Origin of the sequence: Albidovulum litorale (assembly GCF_025751495.1) — a bacterium.
In the GTDB taxonomy this organism is placed as follows: Bacteria; Pseudomonadota; Alphaproteobacteria; order Rhodobacterales; family Rhodobacteraceae; genus Albidovulum; species Albidovulum litorale.
In genome coordinates, this window is sequence record NZ_JAOWKZ010000002.1 from 235879 (window position 1) to 254376 (window position 18498).

The 18498-nt window shown below is 62.8% G+C and carries 19 protein-coding genes; all 19 read right to left on the reverse strand.

What is annotated here, in order from left to right:
- Positions 1–11 precede the first annotated feature (11 nt).
- The 19 genes from rpsC to rpoC all read right to left on the reverse strand — a co-directional run bounded on the left by rpsC (position 12) and on the right by rpoC (position 18459).
- Positions 12–734 carry a 30S ribosomal protein S3 gene (rpsC, locus tag OEZ71_RS07020; protein WP_263739242.1) on the reverse strand — a complete coding sequence of 241 codons (723 nt, stop codon included), beginning with the start codon at positions 732–734 and terminating at the stop codon, positions 12–14.
- Positions 734–1114, reverse strand: a complete 381-nt coding sequence (gene rplV, locus OEZ71_RS07025) for a 50S ribosomal protein L22 (protein WP_263739243.1) — start codon at positions 1112–1114, stop codon at positions 734–736. The genes rpsC and rplV overlap by 1 nt, the downstream gene beginning before the upstream one ends.
- Positions 1115–1117: 3 nt before the next feature.
- Complete coding sequence (rpsS, locus tag OEZ71_RS07030; protein ID WP_263739244.1) at positions 1118–1396, reverse strand: 30S ribosomal protein S19; 279 nt, start codon at positions 1394–1396, stop codon at positions 1118–1120.
- 3 nt (positions 1397–1399) lie between these two features.
- A complete protein-coding gene (gene rplB / locus OEZ71_RS07035; protein WP_263739245.1) occupies positions 1400–2236 on the reverse strand; it encodes a 50S ribosomal protein L2 in 837 nt (278 codons plus the stop codon).
- Positions 2237–2353: 117 nt separating this feature from the next.
- Positions 2354–2650, reverse strand: a complete 297-nt coding sequence (locus OEZ71_RS07040) for a 50S ribosomal protein L23 (protein WP_263739246.1) — start codon at positions 2648–2650, stop codon at positions 2354–2356.
- Entirely contained in the window at positions 2647–3267 is a 621-nt protein-coding gene (gene rplD, locus OEZ71_RS07045; RefSeq protein WP_263739247.1) for a 50S ribosomal protein L4, read from the reverse strand. Before rplD ends, OEZ71_RS07040 begins: the two co-directional genes overlap by 4 nt.
- Positions 3264–4139 (reverse strand): 50S ribosomal protein L3, encoded by an 876-nt coding sequence (gene rplC, locus OEZ71_RS07050; protein ID WP_263739248.1) that lies wholly within the window; start codon positions 4137–4139, stop codon positions 3264–3266. The genes rplD and rplC overlap by 4 nt, the downstream gene beginning before the upstream one ends.
- A gap of 14 nt (positions 4140–4153) precedes the next feature.
- Positions 4154–4465, reverse strand: coding sequence for a 30S ribosomal protein S10 (rpsJ, locus tag OEZ71_RS07055; RefSeq protein WP_104070856.1), 312 nt, complete (start codon positions 4463–4465; stop codon positions 4154–4156).
- A 76-nt stretch (positions 4466–4541) separates the two neighbouring features.
- Positions 4542–5717 carry an elongation factor Tu gene (gene tuf / locus OEZ71_RS07060; RefSeq protein ID WP_263739249.1) on the reverse strand — a complete coding sequence of 392 codons (1176 nt, stop codon included), beginning with the start codon at positions 5715–5717 and terminating at the stop codon, positions 4542–4544.
- Between the two features lie 81 nt (positions 5718–5798).
- Positions 5799–7922, reverse strand: coding sequence for an elongation factor G (fusA, locus tag OEZ71_RS07065; protein WP_263739250.1), 2124 nt, complete (start codon positions 7920–7922; stop codon positions 5799–5801).
- 21 nt (positions 7923–7943) lie between these two features.
- Positions 7944–8414 carry a 30S ribosomal protein S7 gene (rpsG, locus tag OEZ71_RS07070; RefSeq protein WP_263739251.1) on the reverse strand — a complete coding sequence of 157 codons (471 nt, stop codon included), beginning with the start codon at positions 8412–8414 and terminating at the stop codon, positions 7944–7946.
- Between the two features lie 12 nt (positions 8415–8426).
- Entirely contained in the window at positions 8427–8798 is a 372-nt protein-coding gene (rpsL, locus tag OEZ71_RS07075) for a 30S ribosomal protein S12 (RefSeq protein WP_108855081.1), read from the reverse strand.
- A 269-nt stretch (positions 8799–9067) separates the two neighbouring features.
- Positions 9068–9763, reverse strand: a complete 696-nt coding sequence (locus tag OEZ71_RS07080) for a phosphatase PAP2 family protein (RefSeq protein ID WP_263739252.1) — start codon at positions 9761–9763, stop codon at positions 9068–9070.
- Complete coding sequence (locus OEZ71_RS07085; protein WP_263739253.1) at positions 9750–11180, reverse strand: ArnT family glycosyltransferase; 1431 nt, start codon at positions 11178–11180, stop codon at positions 9750–9752. Before OEZ71_RS07085 ends, OEZ71_RS07080 begins: the two co-directional genes overlap by 14 nt.
- A complete protein-coding gene (locus tag OEZ71_RS07090) occupies positions 11173–11478 on the reverse strand; it encodes a lipid-A-disaccharide synthase N-terminal domain-containing protein (RefSeq protein WP_263739254.1) in 306 nt (101 codons plus the stop codon). Before OEZ71_RS07090 ends, OEZ71_RS07085 begins: the two co-directional genes overlap by 8 nt.
- Positions 11479–11484: 6 nt before the next feature.
- Entirely contained in the window at positions 11485–12219 is a 735-nt protein-coding gene (locus OEZ71_RS07095; RefSeq protein WP_263739255.1) for a glycosyltransferase family 2 protein, read from the reverse strand.
- Positions 12220–12314: 95 nt separating this feature from the next.
- Entirely contained in the window at positions 12315–13223 is a 909-nt protein-coding gene (locus tag OEZ71_RS07100) for a DMT family transporter (RefSeq protein WP_263739256.1), read from the reverse strand.
- Positions 13220–14041: a putative rhamnosyl transferase gene (locus OEZ71_RS07105; protein WP_263739257.1), complete on the reverse strand. Its 822-nt coding sequence runs from the start codon at positions 14039–14041 to the stop codon at positions 13220–13222. Before OEZ71_RS07105 ends, OEZ71_RS07100 begins: the two co-directional genes overlap by 4 nt.
- A 164-nt stretch (positions 14042–14205) precedes the next feature.
- Complete coding sequence (rpoC, locus tag OEZ71_RS07110) at positions 14206–18459, reverse strand: DNA-directed RNA polymerase subunit beta' (RefSeq protein WP_263739258.1); 4254 nt, start codon at positions 18457–18459, stop codon at positions 14206–14208.
- Positions 18460–18498: the final 39 nt, after the last annotated feature.

Genomic DNA, 18498 nt, shown 5'->3' on the forward strand with positions numbered 1-18498 from the left:
TTTGTCTCTCCTTACCGGGCGTCGCGGCGGTCATCGCGGCGCGGGCCACGGGGGGCCGGACCGTCCTGAGCCTCAGCCGCCTTGCGGTCGCGGGCCTGGGGGTCATGCTCCATGATCTCGCCTTTGAAGATCCAGACCTTGATCCCGATGATGCCATAGGGGGTCGTGGCTTCGGCGAGCGCATAGTCGATGTCGGCGCGAAGCGTGTGCAGCGGCACGCGGCCTTCGCGGTACCATTCGGTCCGGGCGATCTCGGCGCCGCCGAGGCGGCCCGCGACGTTGACCCGGATGCCAAGGGCACCCATCCGCATCGCGTTCTGCACGCCGCGCTTCATCGCGCGGCGGAACGACACCCGGCGCTCAAGCTGCTGGGCGATCGACTCGGCCACCAGCTGGGCGTCAAGCTCGGGCTTGCGGACCTCGACGATGTTGAGGTGCAGTTCCGAGTCGGTGAAGTTCGCGAGCTTCTTGCGCAGCGTTTCGATATCCGCGCCCTTCTTGCCGATGATGACACCGGGGCGGGCGGTATGGATCGTCACGCGGCACTTCTTGTGCGGACGTTCGATGATGACTTTCGAGACACCGGCCTGCTTTGCGTAGTCATGGATGAACTCACGCATCTTGAGGTCTTCAAGAAGCAGATTGCCGTAGTCTTTCTTGTCGGCGTACCAGCGGCTGTCCCAGGTGCGGTTGACCTGGAGGCGCATCCCGATGGGGTTAACCTTCTGTCCCATTATGCGGACTCCTCAACTTGACGCACCTTGATCGTCAGTTCGCTGAACGGCTTCATGATCTTGCCAAACCGGCCACGCGCCCGCGGACGGCCGCGCTTCATGACCAGGTTCTTGCCGACCCAGGCTTCGGCGACGATCAGACCGTCGACGTCGAGGCCGTGGTTGTTCTCGGCATTGGCGATCGCCGATTGCAGGCACTTCTTGACGTCTTCGGCGATCCGCTTCTTCGAGAAGGTCAGATCGGCAAGCGCCTTTTCGACCTTCTTGCCACGGATCATCGCGGCGACGAGGTTCAGTTTCTGCGGCGAGGTACGGAGCATGCGGCTTTTCGCCATCGCTTCGTTATCGGCCACGCGGCGCGGATTCTTTTCCTTGCTCATGGCTTACTTCCTCTTGGCTTTCTTGTCGGCGGCGTGACCGTAATAGGTCCGCGTCGGCGAATATTCACCGAACTTCTGGCCGATCATCTCTTCGGTCACGTTGACCGGGATATGCTTCTGGCCGTTGTAGACGCCGAAGGTGAGGCCGACAAACTGCGGCAGGATGGTGGAGCGGCGCGACCAGATCTTGATCACTTCCGACTTGCCCGAGGCTTGCGCCTTTTCCGCCTTCTTCAGAAGGTAGGAATCGACGAACGGGCCTTTCCAAACAGAACGAGACATTGATTAACGCCCTTTCTTCGCGTGGCGCGAACGGACGATGTACTTGTCCGTCTTCTTGTTCGACCGGGTGCGGTTGCCCTTGGTGCCCTTGCCCCACGGGGTAACCGGGTGACGGCCGCCCGAGGTCCGGCCTTCACCACCGCCATGCGGGTGGTCGATCGGGTTCATCGCAACACCGCGCACGGTCGGGCGGACGCCCATATGCCGCTTGCGGCCGGCCTTGCCGAGGTTCTGGTTCGAGTGGTCGGCGTTCGAAACCGCGCCGACGGTCGCCATGCATTCCTGACGGACCATGCGCAGCTCGCCCGAAGACAGGCGGATCTGGGCGTAGCCGCCGTCACGGCCGACGAACTGGGCATAGGTGCCCGCGGCGCGCGCGATCTGACCACCCTTGCCGGGCTTCATCTCAACGTTGTGGACGATGGTACCGATCGGCATGCCCGAGAACGGCATCGCATTGCCGGGCTTCACGTCGGTCTTCGCACCGGCGACAACGCTGTCACCAACCGCGAGGCGCTGCGGCGCGAGGATGTAGGCCTGTTCGCCGTCCTCATACTTCACCAGCGCGATAAAGGCGGTGCGGTTCGGGTCGTATTCGATCCGCTCCACGGTCGCCGGCACGTCGAACTTGCGACGCTTGAAATCTACGATGCGATAAAGGCGCTTTGCCCCACCGCCCTTGTGCCAGGATGTAACACGCCCGGTATTGTTCCGGCCGCCCGTTTTGGTCAGACCCTCAGTGAGGGCCTTGACCGGGCGACCTTTCCAAAGCTCCGAACGGTCGATCAGTACCAGCCCACGCTGGCCCGGCGTCGTCGGCTTATACGACTTGAGTGCCATGCTTCTGTCTTCCGTTGCTTTGGACCTGTCGGTCCGTTGGGTATAGGGCCCCGAAGGTCCCCGGTTAGAAAATCGAGCGGCCCCGGAACCCGGGGCCGCGAGATTCGGCGCCTTCTATCAGAGCCCCGAAGAGACGTCGATAGTGTTCCCCTCTTCGAGGGTTACATAGGCTTTCTTCACGTCGCTCCGCACGCCGGGCTGGCCGCGGAAACGCTTGGTCTTGCCCTTGGTGATGGTGGTGTTCACCGCCTTCACCTTTACGCCGAACACCGCCTCGACCGCTTCCTTGATCTGCGGCTTGGTTGCGGATTTCGTCACCTGGAAGACAACCGCGCCGGCCTCGGAGGCCATGGTCGCCTTTTCGGTGATGATCGGCTTGACGATCACGTCGTAATGTTCCGGTTTCACGCTCATTTCAGACGAGCCTCCAGAGCTTCGACACCCGCCTTCGTGAGAACGAGCGTCTCACGCTTGAGGATGTCATAGACATTGGCGCCCATCGAGGGCAGCACATCGATGCCCTGGATGTTCGCTGCGGCACGGGCGAAGTTCTCATTCACGTCGGCGCCGTCGATGATCAGGACCTTCTTCCAGCCGAGTTCCTTTGCCGTTTTGGCGAGGACCGCGGTCTTGGCGTCCTTCATGTCGAGGCTGTCGACGATGATGAGCTGACCGGCACCGGCCTTGGCCGAGAGCGCGTGCTTCAGACCGAGCGCCCGGAACTTCTTGGGCAGGTCATGGGCGTGGCTGCGCGGGGTCGGGCCCTTGTAGGTACCACCGTGACGGAAGATCGGCGCCTTGCGGGACCCGTGGCGTGCGCCGCCGGTGCCCTTCTGGCGATAGATCTTCTTGGTCGAGTAGGACACGTCCGATTTGCCCAGCACCGAATGTGTACCGGCCTGCGCCTTCGCGCGCTGCCAGCGCACGACGCGGTGCAGGATGTCGGCGCGCGGCTCCAGCCCGAAGATCTCGTCGGAGAGATCGATCGAGCCTGCCTTCTTGGCGTCGAGCTTGATCACATCGAGTTTCATTCTTTCTCTCCTTCGGGCGCGTCACCGGCATCACCGGCATCGGCTTCACCTTCTGCGGCAGCAGACGCTTCGGCAGCAGCCAGAGCGGCTTCCTGCGCGGCGGCTTCGGCCTCGGCCGCGGCCTTGCGGGCGGCTTCTTCCTCGGCAGCGGCGGCAGCAGCGGCTTCTTCAGCGGCCTTGCGGGCAAGTTCGGCCTGCGACTTCAGCGCGGCGGGCAGGATCGCATTTTCAGGGAACGGCTTCTTCACCGCATCCTTGATGGTGACCCAGCCACCCTTCGAACCCGGAACCGAACCCTTGACCATGATCAGGCCACGGTCGCTGTCGGTGCGGACGACCTGCAGGTTCTGCGTGGTCACGCGGACAGCGCCGAGATGACCGGCCATCTTCTTGCCTTTGAAGACCTTGCCGGGATCCTGACACTGACCGGTCGAACCGTGCGAGCGGTGCGAGATCGACACGCCGTGCGAGGCGCGCAGACCGCCGAAGTTGTGACGCTTCATCGCACCGGCGAAGCCCTTACCGATCGAGGTGCCCGCGATATCCACGAACTGACCTTCGAAGTAGTGGTCGGCGGTGATTTCCTCGCCCACGTCGATCAGGTTTTCCGGGGAAACCCGGAATTCCGCGATCTTGCGCTTCGGCGCCACGTTCGCTTTCGCGAAGTGGCCGCGCATGGCGGCGGTGGTCCGCTTGGCCTTGGCGGTGCCGGCACCGAGCTGAACGGCCGAATAGCCATCCTTCTCGGCCGTGCGCTGCGCCACGACCTGCAGGTTGTCCAGTTGCAGGACGGTCACCGGAACCTGCCGGCCGTCCTCGAGGAAGAGCCGGGTCATGCCCAGCTTCTTCGCGATAACTCCAGAGCGCAACATATCTGATGCCCTCCTCAGTTCAGCTTGATTTCGACGTCGACGCCGGCGGCGAGGTCGAGCTTCATCAGCGCGTCCACGGTCTGCGGGGTCGGATCGACGATGTCGAGAAGACGCTTGTGGGTACGGATTTCCCACTGGTCGCGCGACTTCTTGTCGATATGCGGACCACGGAGAACCGTGAACTTCTCGATTTTGTTCGGCAGCGGGATCGGACCGCGGACCTGGGCACCGGTGCGCTTGGCCGTGTTCACGATCTCCTGCGTGCTGGCGTCCAGCACGCGGTAATCGAAGGCCTTGAGCCTGATGCGGATATTTTGACCAGTCATTTCATTGCCTCTTGCGGGGCTTCAAAGTTGAGAGGCAGACCGGGCCTCATGCCCGGCCTGCTTCGAACCCGTAGTCTTACTTGATGATTTTCGACACGACGCCTGCGCCGACGGTGCGGCCGCCTTCGCGGATGGCGAAGCGGAGCTTCTCTTCCATCGCGATCGGGGCAATCAGCTCGACCTCGAACTTCAGGTTGTCGCCCGGCATCACCATCTCGGTGCCTTCCGGCAGCTTCACCGTGCCCGTCACGTCGGTCGTGCGGAAGTAGAACTGCGGACGGTAGTTGGCGAAGAACGGCGTGTGACGGCCACCCTCTTCCTTGGTCAGGATATAGGCCTCGGCTTCGAACTGGGTGTGCGGCTTCACCGAACCCGGCTTGCAGAGAACCTGGCCCCGCTCGACGCCGTCACGGTCGACACCGCGCAGAAGCGCGCCGATGTTGTCGCCGGCCTCACCACGGTCCAGCAGCTTGCGGAACATTTCCACACCGGTACAGACCGTCTTCTTGGTGTCGCGGATGCCGACGATCTCGATCTCGTCGCCGACATTGATCACGCCACGCTCGACACGCCCCGTAACAACCGTGCCGCGGCCCGAGATCGAGAACACGTCTTCGATCGGCATCAGGAACGGCTGGTCCACGGCGCGCTCGGGCGTCGGGAAGTAGGTGTCGACCGCTTCCATCAGCGCGCGGATCGAGTTCTCGCCGATCTCGGCGTCACGGCCTTCCAGAGCGGCCAGAGCCGAACCCTTGATGATCGGAATGTCGTCGCCCGGATATTCGTAGGAGGAGAGAAGCTCACGGACTTCCATCTCGACGAGCTCCAGAAGCTCCTCGTCATCCACCTGGTCGACCTTGTTAAGGTAGACGACCATGTAGGGGATGCCGACCTGACGGCCGAGAAGGATGTGCTCGCGCGTCTGCGGCATCGGGCCGTCAGCGGCGTTCACCACGAGGATCGCGCCGTCCATCTGCGCCGCACCCGTGATCATGTTCTTCACGTAGTCGGCGTGGCCCGGGCAGTCGACGTGGGCGTAGTGACGGTTCGCCGTCTCGTATTCCACGTGAGCGGTCGAGATCGTGATCCCCCGCGCCTTCTCTTCCGGCGCCGCGTCGATCTGGTCATAGGCCTTGAAATCACCGAAATACTTCGTGATCGCAGCCGTCAGCGTCGTCTTGCCGTGGTCAACGTGGCCAATCGTGCCAATGTTCACGTGCGGTTTGTTACGTTCAAACTTTGCCTTTGCCATCATGGCCTCCTGTTCTTTGTTCGGTGCGCTTCCAAGCGCCCTACGGGGTGGTAGGGTGCGCCGCTTTGGCGCACCGAGTTATCAAGCGTATTTCTTCTGGATCTCGTCCGAGATGTTCTGCGGCACGGCCTCGTAATGGTCGAACTGCATCGTGAACACCGCGCGGCCCGAGGACATAGAGCGCAGGTTGTTGATGTAGCCGAACATGTTGGCGAGCGGCACGAAGGCGTTGATCACGTTGGCGTTGCCGCGCGTGTCCTGGCCCTGCACCATGCCCCGGCGCGACGTGAGGTCACCGATGATGCCGCCGGTATATTCTTCCGGGGTCACAACTTCGACCTTCATGATCGGTTCGAGAAGCTTGGCACCGGCCTTCTTCATGCCTTCGCGCATACCGGCACGGGAGGCGATTTCGAAGGCGAGGACCGAGGAGTCGACGTCGTGGAACGCACCGTCAATGAGCGCGACCTTGAAGTCGATGACCGGGAAGCCCGCGAGCGGACCGGAGTCCATGACCGACTTGATGCCCTTTTCGACGCCCGGAATATATTCCTTCGGCACCGCACCACCGACGATCTTCGATTCGAACGAGTAGCCCTCGCCCGGCTCGGTCGGGGTGATGACGAGCTTCACGCGGGCGAACTGGCCGGTACCACCGGTCTGCTTCTTGTGCGTGTAGTCGATCTCGGCTTCGCGCGAGATGGTTTCGCGGTAGGCCACCTGCGGAGCGCCGATGTTCGCCTCGACCTTGAACTCCCGCTTCATGCGGTCGACAAGGATGTCGAGGTGAAGTTCGCCCATGCCCTTCATGATGGTCTGGCCCGATTCGATGTCGGTCTCGACGCGGAAGGACGGGTCTTCGGCAGCCAGACGCTGAAGGGCAAGGCCCATCTTTTCCTGGTCGGCTTTCGACTTCGGCTCCACCGCGATCTCGATGACCGGCTCGGGGAAGGTCATGGTTTCCAGAACCACCTGCTTGGACGCATCCGACAGCGTGTCGCCGGTGGTGGTTTCCTTCAGACCCGCCAGAGCGATGATGTCGCCCGCGAAGGCTTCTTCGATTTCCTCGCGGTTGATGGCGTGCATCATCATCATGCGGCCGATGCGCTCGCGCTTGCCCTTCGTCGTATTCATGATCTGGTCGCCCTTCTTGAGGACGCCCGAATAGATACGGGTGAAGGTGAGCGAGCCGACGAACGGGTCGTTCATGATCTTGAACGCCAGCGCCGCGAAGGGCTGCGCGTCGTCCGCAGAACGGGCGATGTTGCGCTCTTCGCTTTCGTCACCCGGCGCGAAGCCCATATAGGCCGGCACGTCGAGGGGCGAGGGCAGGAAGTCGATGACCGCGTTCAGAAGCGGCTGGACGCCCTTGTTCTTGAAGGCCGAACCGGCGGTGACCGGAACGAAGGTCAGCGAAAGCGTCCCCTTGCGGATCAGCTTGCGGAGCGTCGGAACGTCCGGCTCTTCGCCTTCGAGGTAAGCCATCATCGCGTCGTCGTCCTGTTCGACGGCGAGTTCGATGAGCTTGCCGCGCCATTCGTCGGCGACGTCCTTAAGTTCATCGCGGATCGGCTGACGCACCCAGGAGGCGCCGAGGTCTTCGCCCTGATACACCCACTCTTCCATGGAGATCAGGTCGACGATGCCCTCAAGCTTGTCCTCAGCGCCGATCGGCAGGGCGATCGGGGCCGGGGTCGCACCGGTGCGGTCCTTGATCATCTTCACGCAGTTGAAGAAGTCAGCGCCGATCTTGTCCATCTTGTTGACGAACACGATCCGCGGGACCTTGTAGCGGTCGGCCTGACGCCAGACGGTTTCGGTCTGCGGCTCGACGCCGGCATTGGCGTCGAGAAGGCATACTGCCCCGTCGAGAACGGCGAGCGAACGCTCGACTTCGATGGTGAAGTCGACGTGGCCCGGGGTGTCGATGATGTTGAACCGGTACTTGGTGTCAGAGGTGCCTTCGGCACTCGGGTCTTCCTGACGCTGCCAGAACGTGGTGGTCGCAGCCGAGGTGATCGTGATGCCACGCTCCTGCTCCTGCTCCATCCAGTCCATGGTCGCGGCGCCATCATGGACTTCGCCGATCTTGTGGGACTTGCCGGTGTAATACAGGATCCGCTCGGTCGTGGTGGTCTTGCCCGCGTCGATATGGGCCATGATCCCGAAGTTGCGGTATCGCTGCAGCGGATAATCGCGTGCCATCTTTCTTGCCTTCCTTCGGTCTTACCAGCGGTAATGGCTGAACGCTTTGTTCGCGTCGGCCATCTTGTGGGTGTCTTCGCGCTTCTTCACCGCAGTGCCACGACCGTTGACGGCGTCGGTCAGCTCACCTGCCAGACGCTCTTCCATCGTGTTTTCGTTGCGGTTCTTCGCGGCGGTGATGAGCCAGCGGATCGCCAGCGCCTCACGGCGCTCCGGGCGGACCTCGACCGGCACCTGATAGGTCGCACCGCCAACGCGGCGCGAACGCACTTCGAGCGACGGCTTCACGTTGTCGAGCGCTTCGTGGAAGCATTCGACCGGCGAGCGCTTCAGCTTGCCCTCAACACGCTCCAGCGCGTTGTAGACAATCCGCTCGGCGACGGATTTCTTGCCGTCGACCATCAGGTTGTTCATGAACTTGGTGAGAACCCGATCACCATACTTGGCGTCGGGCAGGACTTCGCGCTTTTCGGCGGCGTGACGACGAGACATCTGGTGATCTCCTTATTTCGGACGCTTCGCGCCGTATTTCGAGCGGCGCTGACGACGATCTTTGACACCCTGGGTATCGAGGACACCGCGCAGGATGTGGTAACGGACGCCCGGAAGGTCTTTCACCCGGCCGCCACGGATCAGGACAACGGAGTGTTCCTGAAGGTTGTGCTTTTCGCCGGGGATGTAGCTGATCACCTCGTAGCCGTTGGTCAGGCGGACCTTGGCCACCTTACGCATAGCCGAGTTCGGCTTCTTCGGCGTCGTGGTGTAGACGCGCGTGCAGACACCGCGCTTCTGCGGGCAGGATTCCAGGTGCTGGGACTTGGACTTTTGCGGCTTTGCTTCCCGGGGCTTCCGGATCAGCTGTTGGATCGTCGGCATTAACTCTCGCCTTTGTTTGCAGCCCGATCAACGATCGCCCGTCAGCGATGTTTCCGGGGGCTTTTCTCACAAGTCGTGCCCTGCGCGTCCGCAAAACACCAAAACCGCAATCGTCCCTTCGCGGGGCGACGCGGTGGAATTCCAGAGGATCGGGGCTATAGGGCCCGGATCATGACCACTTCAGTTCTGATACCCGTCCACGCGCATTGGACCCGTGGCCGAGTGGGCGCCGTATAGGGGGAGTCGCGGGGGTTGTCAACAAGGGGTACTCAGCGTCGTTCCGTCAGAAGCCAGCGGTGCAGTCCCAGAGCAATGGCAAGCACGAAAAGGACAGCAAACACTGTGTCGGACAGGAAATGCCGCCCGGTCATGACGCGCAGCGCGAGACCCGCTGCGGGCAGAAACACCGCCAGCACCACATAGGCGCGGAACAGGAGGTCGGGCAGGACGCGCCGCAGAAGCGGTACGAGGAGCAGGAAGGTGATCGCGAGTGCGACCGCCGCCGACCCTTCGCCGGACACGAAAGAGCAATTGGATGCGCATTGATCTGACGGCAGCCAGGGGGGCGTGAACGTGAGTGTCCCGCCGAACTCCGTCGTATCGGCCGGCCGCGCCCTTCCCCAGTGGTTCTTCAGCAGCGCATTTACCAGAAGCACGGGGCCGAGAAGATAAAGCAGGAAGACGAACCCCGCCGGACGCGCGCCGAAGTCGGGCAGCGGCCGCCGGATCGCGGCGAGGCCGAGAGCGACGAGCGACAGCAGAACCGCGGCGATCGACAGGTTCCAGATGAAATGCCTCAGTGCCTGAACCGATTCCACCCGGCCCAGCCAGAATCCTTCGCCTTCGCGGAAGAACGCCGCCGACACAGCAAGGTCGATCCCCGGCCAGAGTGCAAAGACAGCGACCGCCATTAGGAAGGCGCCGGCAAGCCCGATGGCCGCCTTGCGGTGATCAATCCCCGGCATCTCGGCACCCTTCGGGCAAAAGCCAGGCGCGCAACACACGCCCCGCATGGGCCCCGTTTCCGGTGTCGAACTCCGCCACAGGCGCACCCGCGCAGGCGGGTGCGTCGCCCGCGACCAGAAGCACTCCGGCCACATCGGCGGGAAGCGGGAAGTTCTGCTCATAATAGCTGCGCGGACGGCCTTTTGGCGGGAGCGCATAGAAGCTCAGCCCCATCCCCTTTCCGGTATGAAAGAGGTCAGCAAGGATATCGCGGTCGCCCGCGACGATGCCACTGGCCCCGGCCGCGGCCGCCGCGTCGATGATCTGATGGCTGAGGTCGGCGCGGCCCAGATAGCGGGCCAGAAGCGGCTCGCCCCCGCGTTCAGGGACGGGCGCGATCACCGTCAGGACCGGCAAAAGCACCGACAATGCGCCGTTGATGGCGAACGACCACGGTAAAAGACGCGGCGCGCGATCCAGAAGGACGGCGACGGCGAGAACCGTTCCGGCGAAATAGGCGGCGACACCCCAATTGGCATAGGCCTGCGCGAGGAAGGCCTGAACGCAGACGATACCCAGTACGGGCAGTGAGAAAAGCACGAGCGCCCTGCCCCCGGCCGATCCGGGGCGGACATACCCGAACAGCAGTGCCGCAAAGATCACTGGCCCGACGACAGCGAACTGGCTGAAAAAGAACTCGGCCAGACCGGCGGGATTGAGGTTGGCGAACCACGATGCGTGCTGCACCCAGCCTGCATTGTCCACCGTATGCGCGACGGTCGTCAGATCGTTCGACAGGTTCCAAAACACATTCGGCAGGATCGCGACCGCAAAAGCGGTCAACACCGCGGCCCAGCCCCGCAAGTCCGGCCGCAAAGCCGGAACGAAGACCGCCGCCAGCACCGCTCCGATCAGGAAATAGACCGCCGCGTATTTGGCCAGGAATGCGAGCCCAAGGCAGAACCCTGCGAACGCTCCGAATGCCACCCGGCCGGTGTCGGCTGCTCGGATATAGAATAGCAGCGCTGCCGCGAAGAAGGGCGCCATGATCGTGTCGGTCGAGATGAGCAGGCTGCCGAGTGCCACCATCGGCAGTGTCGCATAGGTGATCGCGGTCCAGAAGGCCGCGCGGTCCGAGAAGAGGCGCGCCGAGACCGCCCCGAGGATCAGCGCCGTCGCCCCGTGAAAGATCGCGCCGGGCAGGCGCACCCAGAACGGCGCATCGCTGCCCGCGAGTTCCGTTACCGCCCGGATCACCCAGGCGATCAGCGGCGGCTTGGAGTAATAGCCCAAATCCAGCCGCTCGCCCCAGAGCCAGTACTGGCTTTCATCGACGAAAAGGTCGGTCTTGTTGAACCACAGCGCCACGAGCCGCGCGAGCGTGACCGCACCGACCACAAGGGCCGCGCGCGGCAACCAGTCCGCACGCTCAGCCATTGGCCCGGAGGTCCTTGTGAATGAGCCAGAGGTTGCGGGCATAGATGAAGACGCCCGTGGACTGTCCGAGGATGAAGACGACGTCCTTGCGGTAGATCGCATAGGTTAGAAGGATCAGCCCGCCCGCCATCGACAGATACCAGAAGGACAAAGGCACCACGGATTTCTTCGCCCGTTCCGACGCGATCCACTGGACGAGGAACCGTCCGGTGAACATGAGCTGGCCGAAAAGCCCGAAGGCCACCCACCAAAATTCAAGCCATCCCCCGACATGGAGTAAGGCAAAAACCTTGTCCATGATTTCCTAGCCCTTCTTTGCCGCAGCCTCGGTCGGGCGTGCCAGCTTGCGACGACGCAAAAGCCACATCACGCCCACAAGGTCGATCATGCCAACAAAACCGCGCTGGAGATTGGAATAGTTCGACCGCCCCGCCCCGCGCGGGCGGTGCGAAACGTCGACATGCGCGACCTGCCAGCCGTCGCGGGCAAAGAGCGCCGGAAGGTAGCGGTGCATGTGGTTGAAGAACGGCAGACGCAGGAACCCGTCACGACGGAAAGCTTTCAGCCCACAGCCGGTATCGCGGGTTCCGTCCTTCAGAGCCCAGGACCGGATCGCATTGGCGAAGCGCGAGGCGAGTTTTTTCGAAACGGTATCCTGCCGCCCGACCCGCTGCCCGGCAACGATGCCGATCGCGTCGGACCCCTCGGCCAGAAGCGGCGCGAAAAGTTTCGGCAGTTCCTCGGGCGGATTCTGGCCGTCGCCGTCGAGCGTACAGACAATCGACCCGCTGGCCGCCAGCACGCCGCTGTGGACAGCCGCACTTTGTCCGCCCGAGCGGTCATGGCGCAGCAGCCGGAGGTTCGGATGGCTGTCCATCCGGCGGTTCACGACGCCGGCGGTGTCATCGTCGGACCCGTCGTCGACGACGATGACCTCGTAATCCCCATGCGCGGCGCAGGCTGCGTCGATCCCGTCGAGCAGCGTCTCGATATTCTCCGCCTCGTTCTTCGCGGGAATGACTATGGAAACCGTAACCATGGGCGCCCCGGAAGTCGGCTTGTGTCAATGTATCGGGTCTGCGTCTGGCGGTGGTACTTCACCGGACTGCGATTGTAAATGAGCGCGGGTCGCGGTCAGCGCAAGCGCAGGGGTGGCGTTGCAGGTGTGGCGACGACCTGACCCAGGCGCCGTTCGCGGTGGAACGTGTAGATGCCGGTTGCGATGATGATGCCCGCACCCACAAGGGTAAGCGTGTCCGGCAGTTCTGCGAAAGCGACCCAACCCAGTGCAATGGCGAAGACAAGGGCGGTGTAGCGGAACGGCGCGACGACTGCGACCTCTCCGACACGCATCGCCATCACGATAAGCAGATATCCCAGGATCAGGAACGCGGCGGCCATGCCGATGAGCGCTGCGATGCCCGGCCGGACCGGCGCCCAGCCGGAAAATGGCAAAAGACAGGCGGCCGCAACGGTGACCGAGGCACCGGCAAGGAAGGCGACGCTGATCGACGGCACCTCCGCCGAAAGGCGACGGGTGGAAAGGTCGCGGATGACGACAAATCCGACCGAAGCCAGCCCGACAAGCGCCCAGCGGTCAAATCCTTCGGTGCCGGGCCGTACGATCAACAAGACCCCGGCAAAGCCGACGCCGATCGCGGCCATCCGGCGCCAGCCAACCGGCGCCCTGAGCGCCACAGCGGCGGCCAGAGTGACGGCCAGCGGCAGCGCCTGCATGATGGCCGAGAGATTGGCCAGCGGCATATGCCGGAGCGCGGCCAAAAAGGTCAGCGTGGCCGCTACTTCGGACAAGGATCGCATGATCAGCAAACGGCCGTCCCCCGGCGGAAACCGGAACCGAAGCCGACCCTGCCGCATGCCGATCACGACAAGCGCCAGAACCGCGAGCGCGCCGCGCAGAACAATCGCCTGCGCCAGCGGCAGTTCCGCCGTCACCGCCTTCATGCAGCTGTCGTTGATCGTGAAGGCCGCCATGGCGAGGCTCATATAGAACGCCCCGCGCAGGTTTTCGTTCGCGATCATGCCTGCCCCTGATCCCGCGCGGCCATTGAAGCCATCTTCAGCGCTCCGGCAAGGCGGTCGGGCTCAATGCCGAAACGGCGGCGCAGGGTGTAGCGCGCCGGACCGGGTTCCATCGGGTCAGCGAAGTTGCGACCGGTCACGGTGCTGTCGTTCCACCCGTGGACGCCGCGCACGAACATGATCTGATCCTGAAGGCTGAGCGTTGTCATGTGACGATAGACCAGATGATGCGGGTAATCGAAGACCGATTTATCGTGATCCGGGGGCATGAAAAGTGTCAGCGCCGGGGTCCAGCAGGACGCCGCCACCCTGTGCACGCTGACCTCTTGGCCGGTTCCGTTCAGCGCCAGCCCCTTGCAGTGATCGAGCGCGACGAGCGGCTGAAAGGCATAGGCCGGTGCGGCGAGGGCCTCGAAATCCGACCGCACGCGCCGGACGTAATCGGTGGCGACCGCGTCGTCATCGTCGAGCCGGAACTGCGCGACGATATCGGCGCTTTTGTCGACCCGGTCCAGCATCACCTGGCGTGAGACTTCGCGCAGACGTCCGGGCGGCAGGAACAGAAGCTCGATCGGCGGTACATCCGCGACAAGTTGTTGCAGATGGCCGCGCCATGGTTCGGGATAATCCTCGCCCGTCGCGATCACGAGGTGGAAATCGGGATCGCTCTGCGCCCGGATCGATGGCATGAACACATGCTCGAACCATGCCATCCGCGTGGTCAGGCGCAGCGGATCGTAAAGCTCGCGTCGGCGCTCTTCGAAATCCTGCGACGGCTTCTGAAACCCGTTGGTCACGAGAAGCGAAAAGCGGCACATTCCAAGGACCTGAATTCGCAAGGTTTACCTTTCCGTGCCGGGTCTTCTGCCGGGGGTGGTTCCGGCGGGGGCAGGATGTGGTTGCCCTACCCGCTTGTCAATCGCCCACAAAAAAGCCCCCCGCCGATGGCGGAGGGCCATTTATCAGTCAGGCACGCAGACCGTCAGTCGCGGCTTTCGTAGGTTTCCACCAGACCGCTGTCGATATCCATGTCGATCACGTCGTCCAGCACCTCTTCGCTCGGCGCGGCAAGCTGGGCGGCCTGCTCGGCCTCGGCCTTGCGCTGTTCGATGACCGACTGGTCACGGTCATGGGCGATCTTACGCACGCGCATGGTCGCGCCACCGGTACCGGCCGGGATCAGGCGGCCCACGATGACGTTCTCTTTCAGGCCGACCAGACGGTCGCGCTTGCCCTGAACCGAAGCCTCGGTCAGGACCCGCGTGGTTTCCTGGAACGATGCCGCCGAGATGAACGACCGGGTCTGGAGCGAGGCCTTGGTGATACCAAGGAGCACCGGCTCGCCCGTGGCGGGGGTGCCGCCGCGCGCGATGACCTTGTCGTTCTCTTCGTCGAACTCCGACTTGTCGATATGCTCGCCCTTCAGAAGCGTCGAATCCCCAGAGTCGAGAATTTCGATCTTCTGCAGCATCTGGCGGACGATCACCTCGATATGCTTGTCGTTGATCTTCACGCCCTGAAGCCGGTAGACGTCCTGCACCTCATCGATGAGGTAGTCGGCCAAGGCCTCGATCCCCATGATGCGCAGGATGTCATGCGGCGCCGGGTTGCCGTCCATGATGTAGTCGCCCTTCTGGACATGGTCACCTTCCTGAACCGGAATGTGCTTGCCCTTCGGCACCATGTATTCGACCGGCTGCAAGGACTCGTCGATCGGCTCGATGGTGATCCGACGCTTGTTTTTGTAGTCCTTGCCGAAGCGGACATAGCCCTCGATCTCGGCGATGATGGCGTGATCCTTCGGACGACGCGCTTCGAAGAGTTCCGCCACGCGGGGAAGACCCCCGGTGATGTCCTTCGTCTTCGCACCTTCGCGCGGGATACGCGCCACGACGTCACCAGCCTTGATGTCCTGCCCGTCTTCGATCGACAGAATGGCGTCGACCGACATCGGGTAGCTGACCGGGTTGCCGGCATCGTTGCGCACAGGCTCGCCCGTCGCCGGGTCCATCACGATGATCTCCGGTTTCAGATCGCTGCCCTTGGGCGCAGTGCGCCAGTCGGTGACGATCTTCTGGGTCATGCCCGTCGCTTCGTCGGTATCGTCGCGGACCGAGATGCCCGAAACGAGGTCGACGAATTTCGCCACACCCGCCTTTTCAGCGATGATCGGCAGGGTGTACGGATCCCATTCAAAGAGCTTGGCGCCACGCTTGACGGTCTGGCCGTCCTTGACGTGGATTTTCGCACCATAGCTGATCTTGTGGGCAGCCCGTTCCTGACCGTTCTCGTCGATGATCGCGATCTGCATGCTCCGGCCCATGACGATCTGCTCGCCATTTTCGTTTTCCAGAAGCATCGGGTTGCGGAACTCGACCTTGCCTTCCTGGCTGGCTTCCTGGAAGGACTGCTGGCCACCTTGCGCGATACCGCCGATGTGGAAGGTCCGCATCGTCAGCTGCGTGCCCGGTTCGCCGATCGACTGGGCGGCGATGATACCGACCGCTTCGCCGATATTGACCTGAGTACCACGGGCAAGGTCGCGACCGTAGCAGGCCGCGCAGATGCCGTCCTCGGCCTCGCAGGTCAGGGCCGAGCGGATACGGACAGACGCGACGCCCGCGGCTTCCACCGCGTCCGCCTTGCGTTCGTCGATCAGCTCACCCGCACGGACGATCACCTCATCCGAACCCGGAACCAGCACGTCATCGGCCGAGGTCCGGCCGAGGATGCGCTCGCTCAGCGGCGAGACAACTTCACCGTCATTGACGGCGGCCGAGGCCGTGATCGCCCGGTCGGTGCCGCAATCCGGCATCCGCACGATGCAATCCTGCGCCACGTCCACAAGACGGCGGGTCAGGTAGCCCGAGTTCGCGGTCTTGAGCGCGGTATCGGCCAGACCCTTGCGGGCGCCGTGGGTCGAGTTGAAGTATTCAAGAACGGTCAGACCTTCCTTGAAGTTCGAGATGATCGGCGTCTCGATGATCTCGCCCGACGGCTTGGCCATCAGGCCGCGCATACCGCCAAGCTGCTTCATCTGAGCGGGCGAACCCCGGGCACCGGAGTGCGACATCATGTAGACGCTGTTTGGCTCTTTCTCGGCGCCCGCATCGTCTTTGCGAACGGCAGAGATTTCGCCCATCATCGCGTTGGCGACGGCGTCGGAACATTTCGACCAGGCATCGACGACCTTGTTGTACTTCTCACCCTGGGTGATCAGACCGTCCATGTATTGCTGTTCGAATTCCTTCACCTGATCGCGGACCTCGTTGACGATGGTCCACTTCGAATCCGGGATGACCATGTCATCCTTGCCGAAGGAGATGCCCGCCTTGAAGGCTTCGCGGAAGCCCATGCCCATGATCTGGTCACAGAAGATGACCGACTCTTTCTGACCGCAGAAGCGGTAGACGGTGTCGATGACGTTCTGCACGTCCTTCTTCCTGAGAAGACGGTTCACAAGGTCGAATGGCGCCTTGGTGTTCTTCGGCAGAAGCGCGCCCAGCCGCACGCGGCCCGGGGTGGTTTCGAACCGCTTCAGAACTTCGTTGCCTTCCTCGTCGATCTGGGGAATGCGCGCGGTGATCTTGGCGTGCAGATGCACAGCACCCGCGTCAAGCGCGTGCTGAACCTCATCGACCGAGGCAAAGACCATGCCTTCGCCCTGCATCCCTTCACGCATCATCGACACGTAGTAGAGACCCAGAACCATGTCCTGCGACGGAACGATGATCGGCGCGCCGTTGGCGGGCGACAGAACGTTGTTCGTCGACATCATCAGGACGCGCGCTTCCAGCTGGGCTTCCAGCGAAAGCGGCACGTGAACGGCCATCTGGTCACCGTCGAAGTCGGCGTTGAAGGCCGAGCAGACGAGCGGGTGAAGCTGGATCGCCTTGCCTTCGATCAGGACCGGCTCGAACGCCTGAATGCCCAGACGGTGCAGCGTCGGCGCGCGGTTCAGAAGGACCGGATGCTCGCGGATCACCTCGTCGAGGATATCCCAGACTTCCGGACGCTCTTTCTCCACGAGCTTCTTGGCCTGCTTGACGGTCGAGGAAAGCCCCTTCGCCTCAAGCCGCGAGTAGATGAACGGCTTGAAGAGTTCGAGCGCCATCTTCTTCGGCAGACCGCACTGATGCAGCTTCAGTTCCGGGCCGGTCACAATGACCGAACGGCCCGAGAAGTCGACGCGCTTACCCAGAAGGTTCTGACGGAAGCGGCCCTGCTTACCCTTAAGCATGTCCGACAGCGACTTCAGCGGGCGCTTGTTGGCGCCCGTGATGACACGGCCACGGCGGCCGTTGTCGAACAGAGCGTCGACCGATTCCTGCAGCATCCGCTTTTCGTTGCGGACGATGATGTCGGGCGCGCGCAGTTCAATGAGCCGCTTCAGACGGTTGTTCCGGTTGATAACCCGGCGATAAAGGTCGTTCAGGTCCGAGGTCGCGAAACGGCCACCATCCAGCGGCACCAGCGGGCGCAGCTCCGGCGGGATGACCGGAACGACGGTCAGCACCATCCATTCCGGGCGGTTGCCGGATTCGATGAAGTTCTCAACGATCTTCAGCCGCTTGATGATCTTCTTCGGCTTCAGTTCCCCGGTCGCTTCCTTCAGCTCCTCGCGCAGCTGCTCGGCGGTCGCCTCAAGGTCGATCGCGGCCAGCATCTCGCGGATCGCTTCCGCGCCGATATTGGCGGTGAAAGCATCGGCGCCATACTGGTCCTGCGCGTCGAGGTATTCCTCTTCGGTCAGAAGCTGGCCGTAGGAGAGATCCGTCAGACCCGGCTCGATCACAACGTAGTTCTCGAAATAGAGGATGCGCTCAAGATCGCGCAGCGTCATGTCGAGCATGAGGCCGATACGGCTCGGCAGCGATTTCAGGAACCAGATATGCGCGACGGGGGCGGCCAGTTCGATATGGCCCATCCGCTCGCGCCGCACCTTCTGGAGCGTCACTTCCACACCGCATTTCTCGCAGACGACGCCACGATACTTCATGCGCTTGTACTTGCCGCAGAGACATTCGTAGTCCTTGATCGGCCCGAAGATACGGGCACAGAACAGGCCGTCACGCTCCGGCTTGAACGTGCGGTAGTTGATCGTCTCGGGCTTTTTGATCTCACCGAACGACCACGACAGGATCCGCTCGGGCGAGGCGAGCGAGATCTTGATCTCGTCGAACTGCTTCGGCGGGGTCAGCGGGTTGAACGGGTTGGTTGAGAGTTCCTGGTTCATCTTGCGTCCTTCATATCAGGGGATGGGAAAGTGGGGGCG

Coding starts and splice junctions, on each gene's coding strand:
- rpsC (WP_263739242.1), bottom strand. CDS start 734: ATGGGACAGAAGGTTAACCCCATCGGGATGCGCCTCCAGGTCAACCGC.
- rplV (WP_263739243.1), bottom strand. CDS start 1,114: ATGAGCAAGGAAAAGAATCCGCGCCGCGTGGCCGATAACGAAGCGATG.
- rpsS (WP_263739244.1), bottom strand. CDS start 1,396: ATGTCTCGTTCTGTTTGGAAAGGCCCGTTCGTCGATTCCTACCTTCTG.
- rplB (WP_263739245.1), bottom strand. CDS start 2,236: ATGGCACTCAAGTCGTATAAGCCGACGACGCCGGGCCAGCGTGGGCTG.
- OEZ71_RS07040 (WP_263739246.1), bottom strand. CDS start 2,650: ATGAGCGTGAAACCGGAACATTACGACGTGATCGTCAAGCCGATCATC.
- rplD (WP_263739247.1), bottom strand. CDS start 3,267: ATGAAACTCGATGTGATCAAGCTCGACGCCAAGAAGGCAGGCTCGATC.
- rplC (WP_263739248.1), bottom strand. CDS start 4,139: ATGTTGCGCTCTGGAGTTATCGCGAAGAAGCTGGGCATGACCCGGCTC.
- rpsJ (WP_104070856.1), bottom strand. CDS start 4,465: ATGACTGGTCAAAATATCCGCATCAGGCTCAAGGCCTTCGATTACCGC.
- tuf (WP_263739249.1), bottom strand. CDS start 5,717: ATGGCAAAGGCAAAGTTTGAACGTAACAAACCGCACGTGAACATTGGC.
- fusA (WP_263739250.1), bottom strand. CDS start 7,922: ATGGCACGCGATTATCCGCTGCAGCGATACCGCAACTTCGGGATCATG.
- rpsG (WP_263739251.1), bottom strand. CDS start 8,414: ATGTCTCGTCGTCACGCCGCCGAAAAGCGCGAAGTCCTGCCCGACGCC.
- rpsL (WP_108855081.1), bottom strand. CDS start 8,798: ATGCCGACGATCCAACAGCTGATCCGGAAGCCCCGGGAAGCAAAGCCG.
- OEZ71_RS07080 (WP_263739252.1), bottom strand. CDS start 9,763: ATGCCGGGGATTGATCACCGCAAGGCGGCCATCGGGCTTGCCGGCGCC.
- OEZ71_RS07085 (WP_263739253.1), bottom strand. CDS start 11,180: ATGGCTGAGCGTGCGGACTGGTTGCCGCGCGCGGCCCTTGTGGTCGGT.
- OEZ71_RS07090 (WP_263739254.1), bottom strand. CDS start 11,478: ATGGACAAGGTTTTTGCCTTACTCCATGTCGGGGGATGGCTTGAATTT.
- OEZ71_RS07095 (WP_263739255.1), bottom strand. CDS start 12,219: ATGGTTACGGTTTCCATAGTCATTCCCGCGAAGAACGAGGCGGAGAAT.
- OEZ71_RS07100 (WP_263739256.1), bottom strand. CDS start 13,223: ATGATCGCGAACGAAAACCTGCGCGGGGCGTTCTATATGAGCCTCGCC.
- OEZ71_RS07105 (WP_263739257.1), bottom strand. CDS start 14,041: ATGTGCCGCTTTTCGCTTCTCGTGACCAACGGGTTTCAGAAGCCGTCG.
- rpoC (WP_263739258.1), bottom strand. CDS start 18,459: ATGAACCAGGAACTCTCAACCAACCCGTTCAACCCGCTGACCCCGCCG.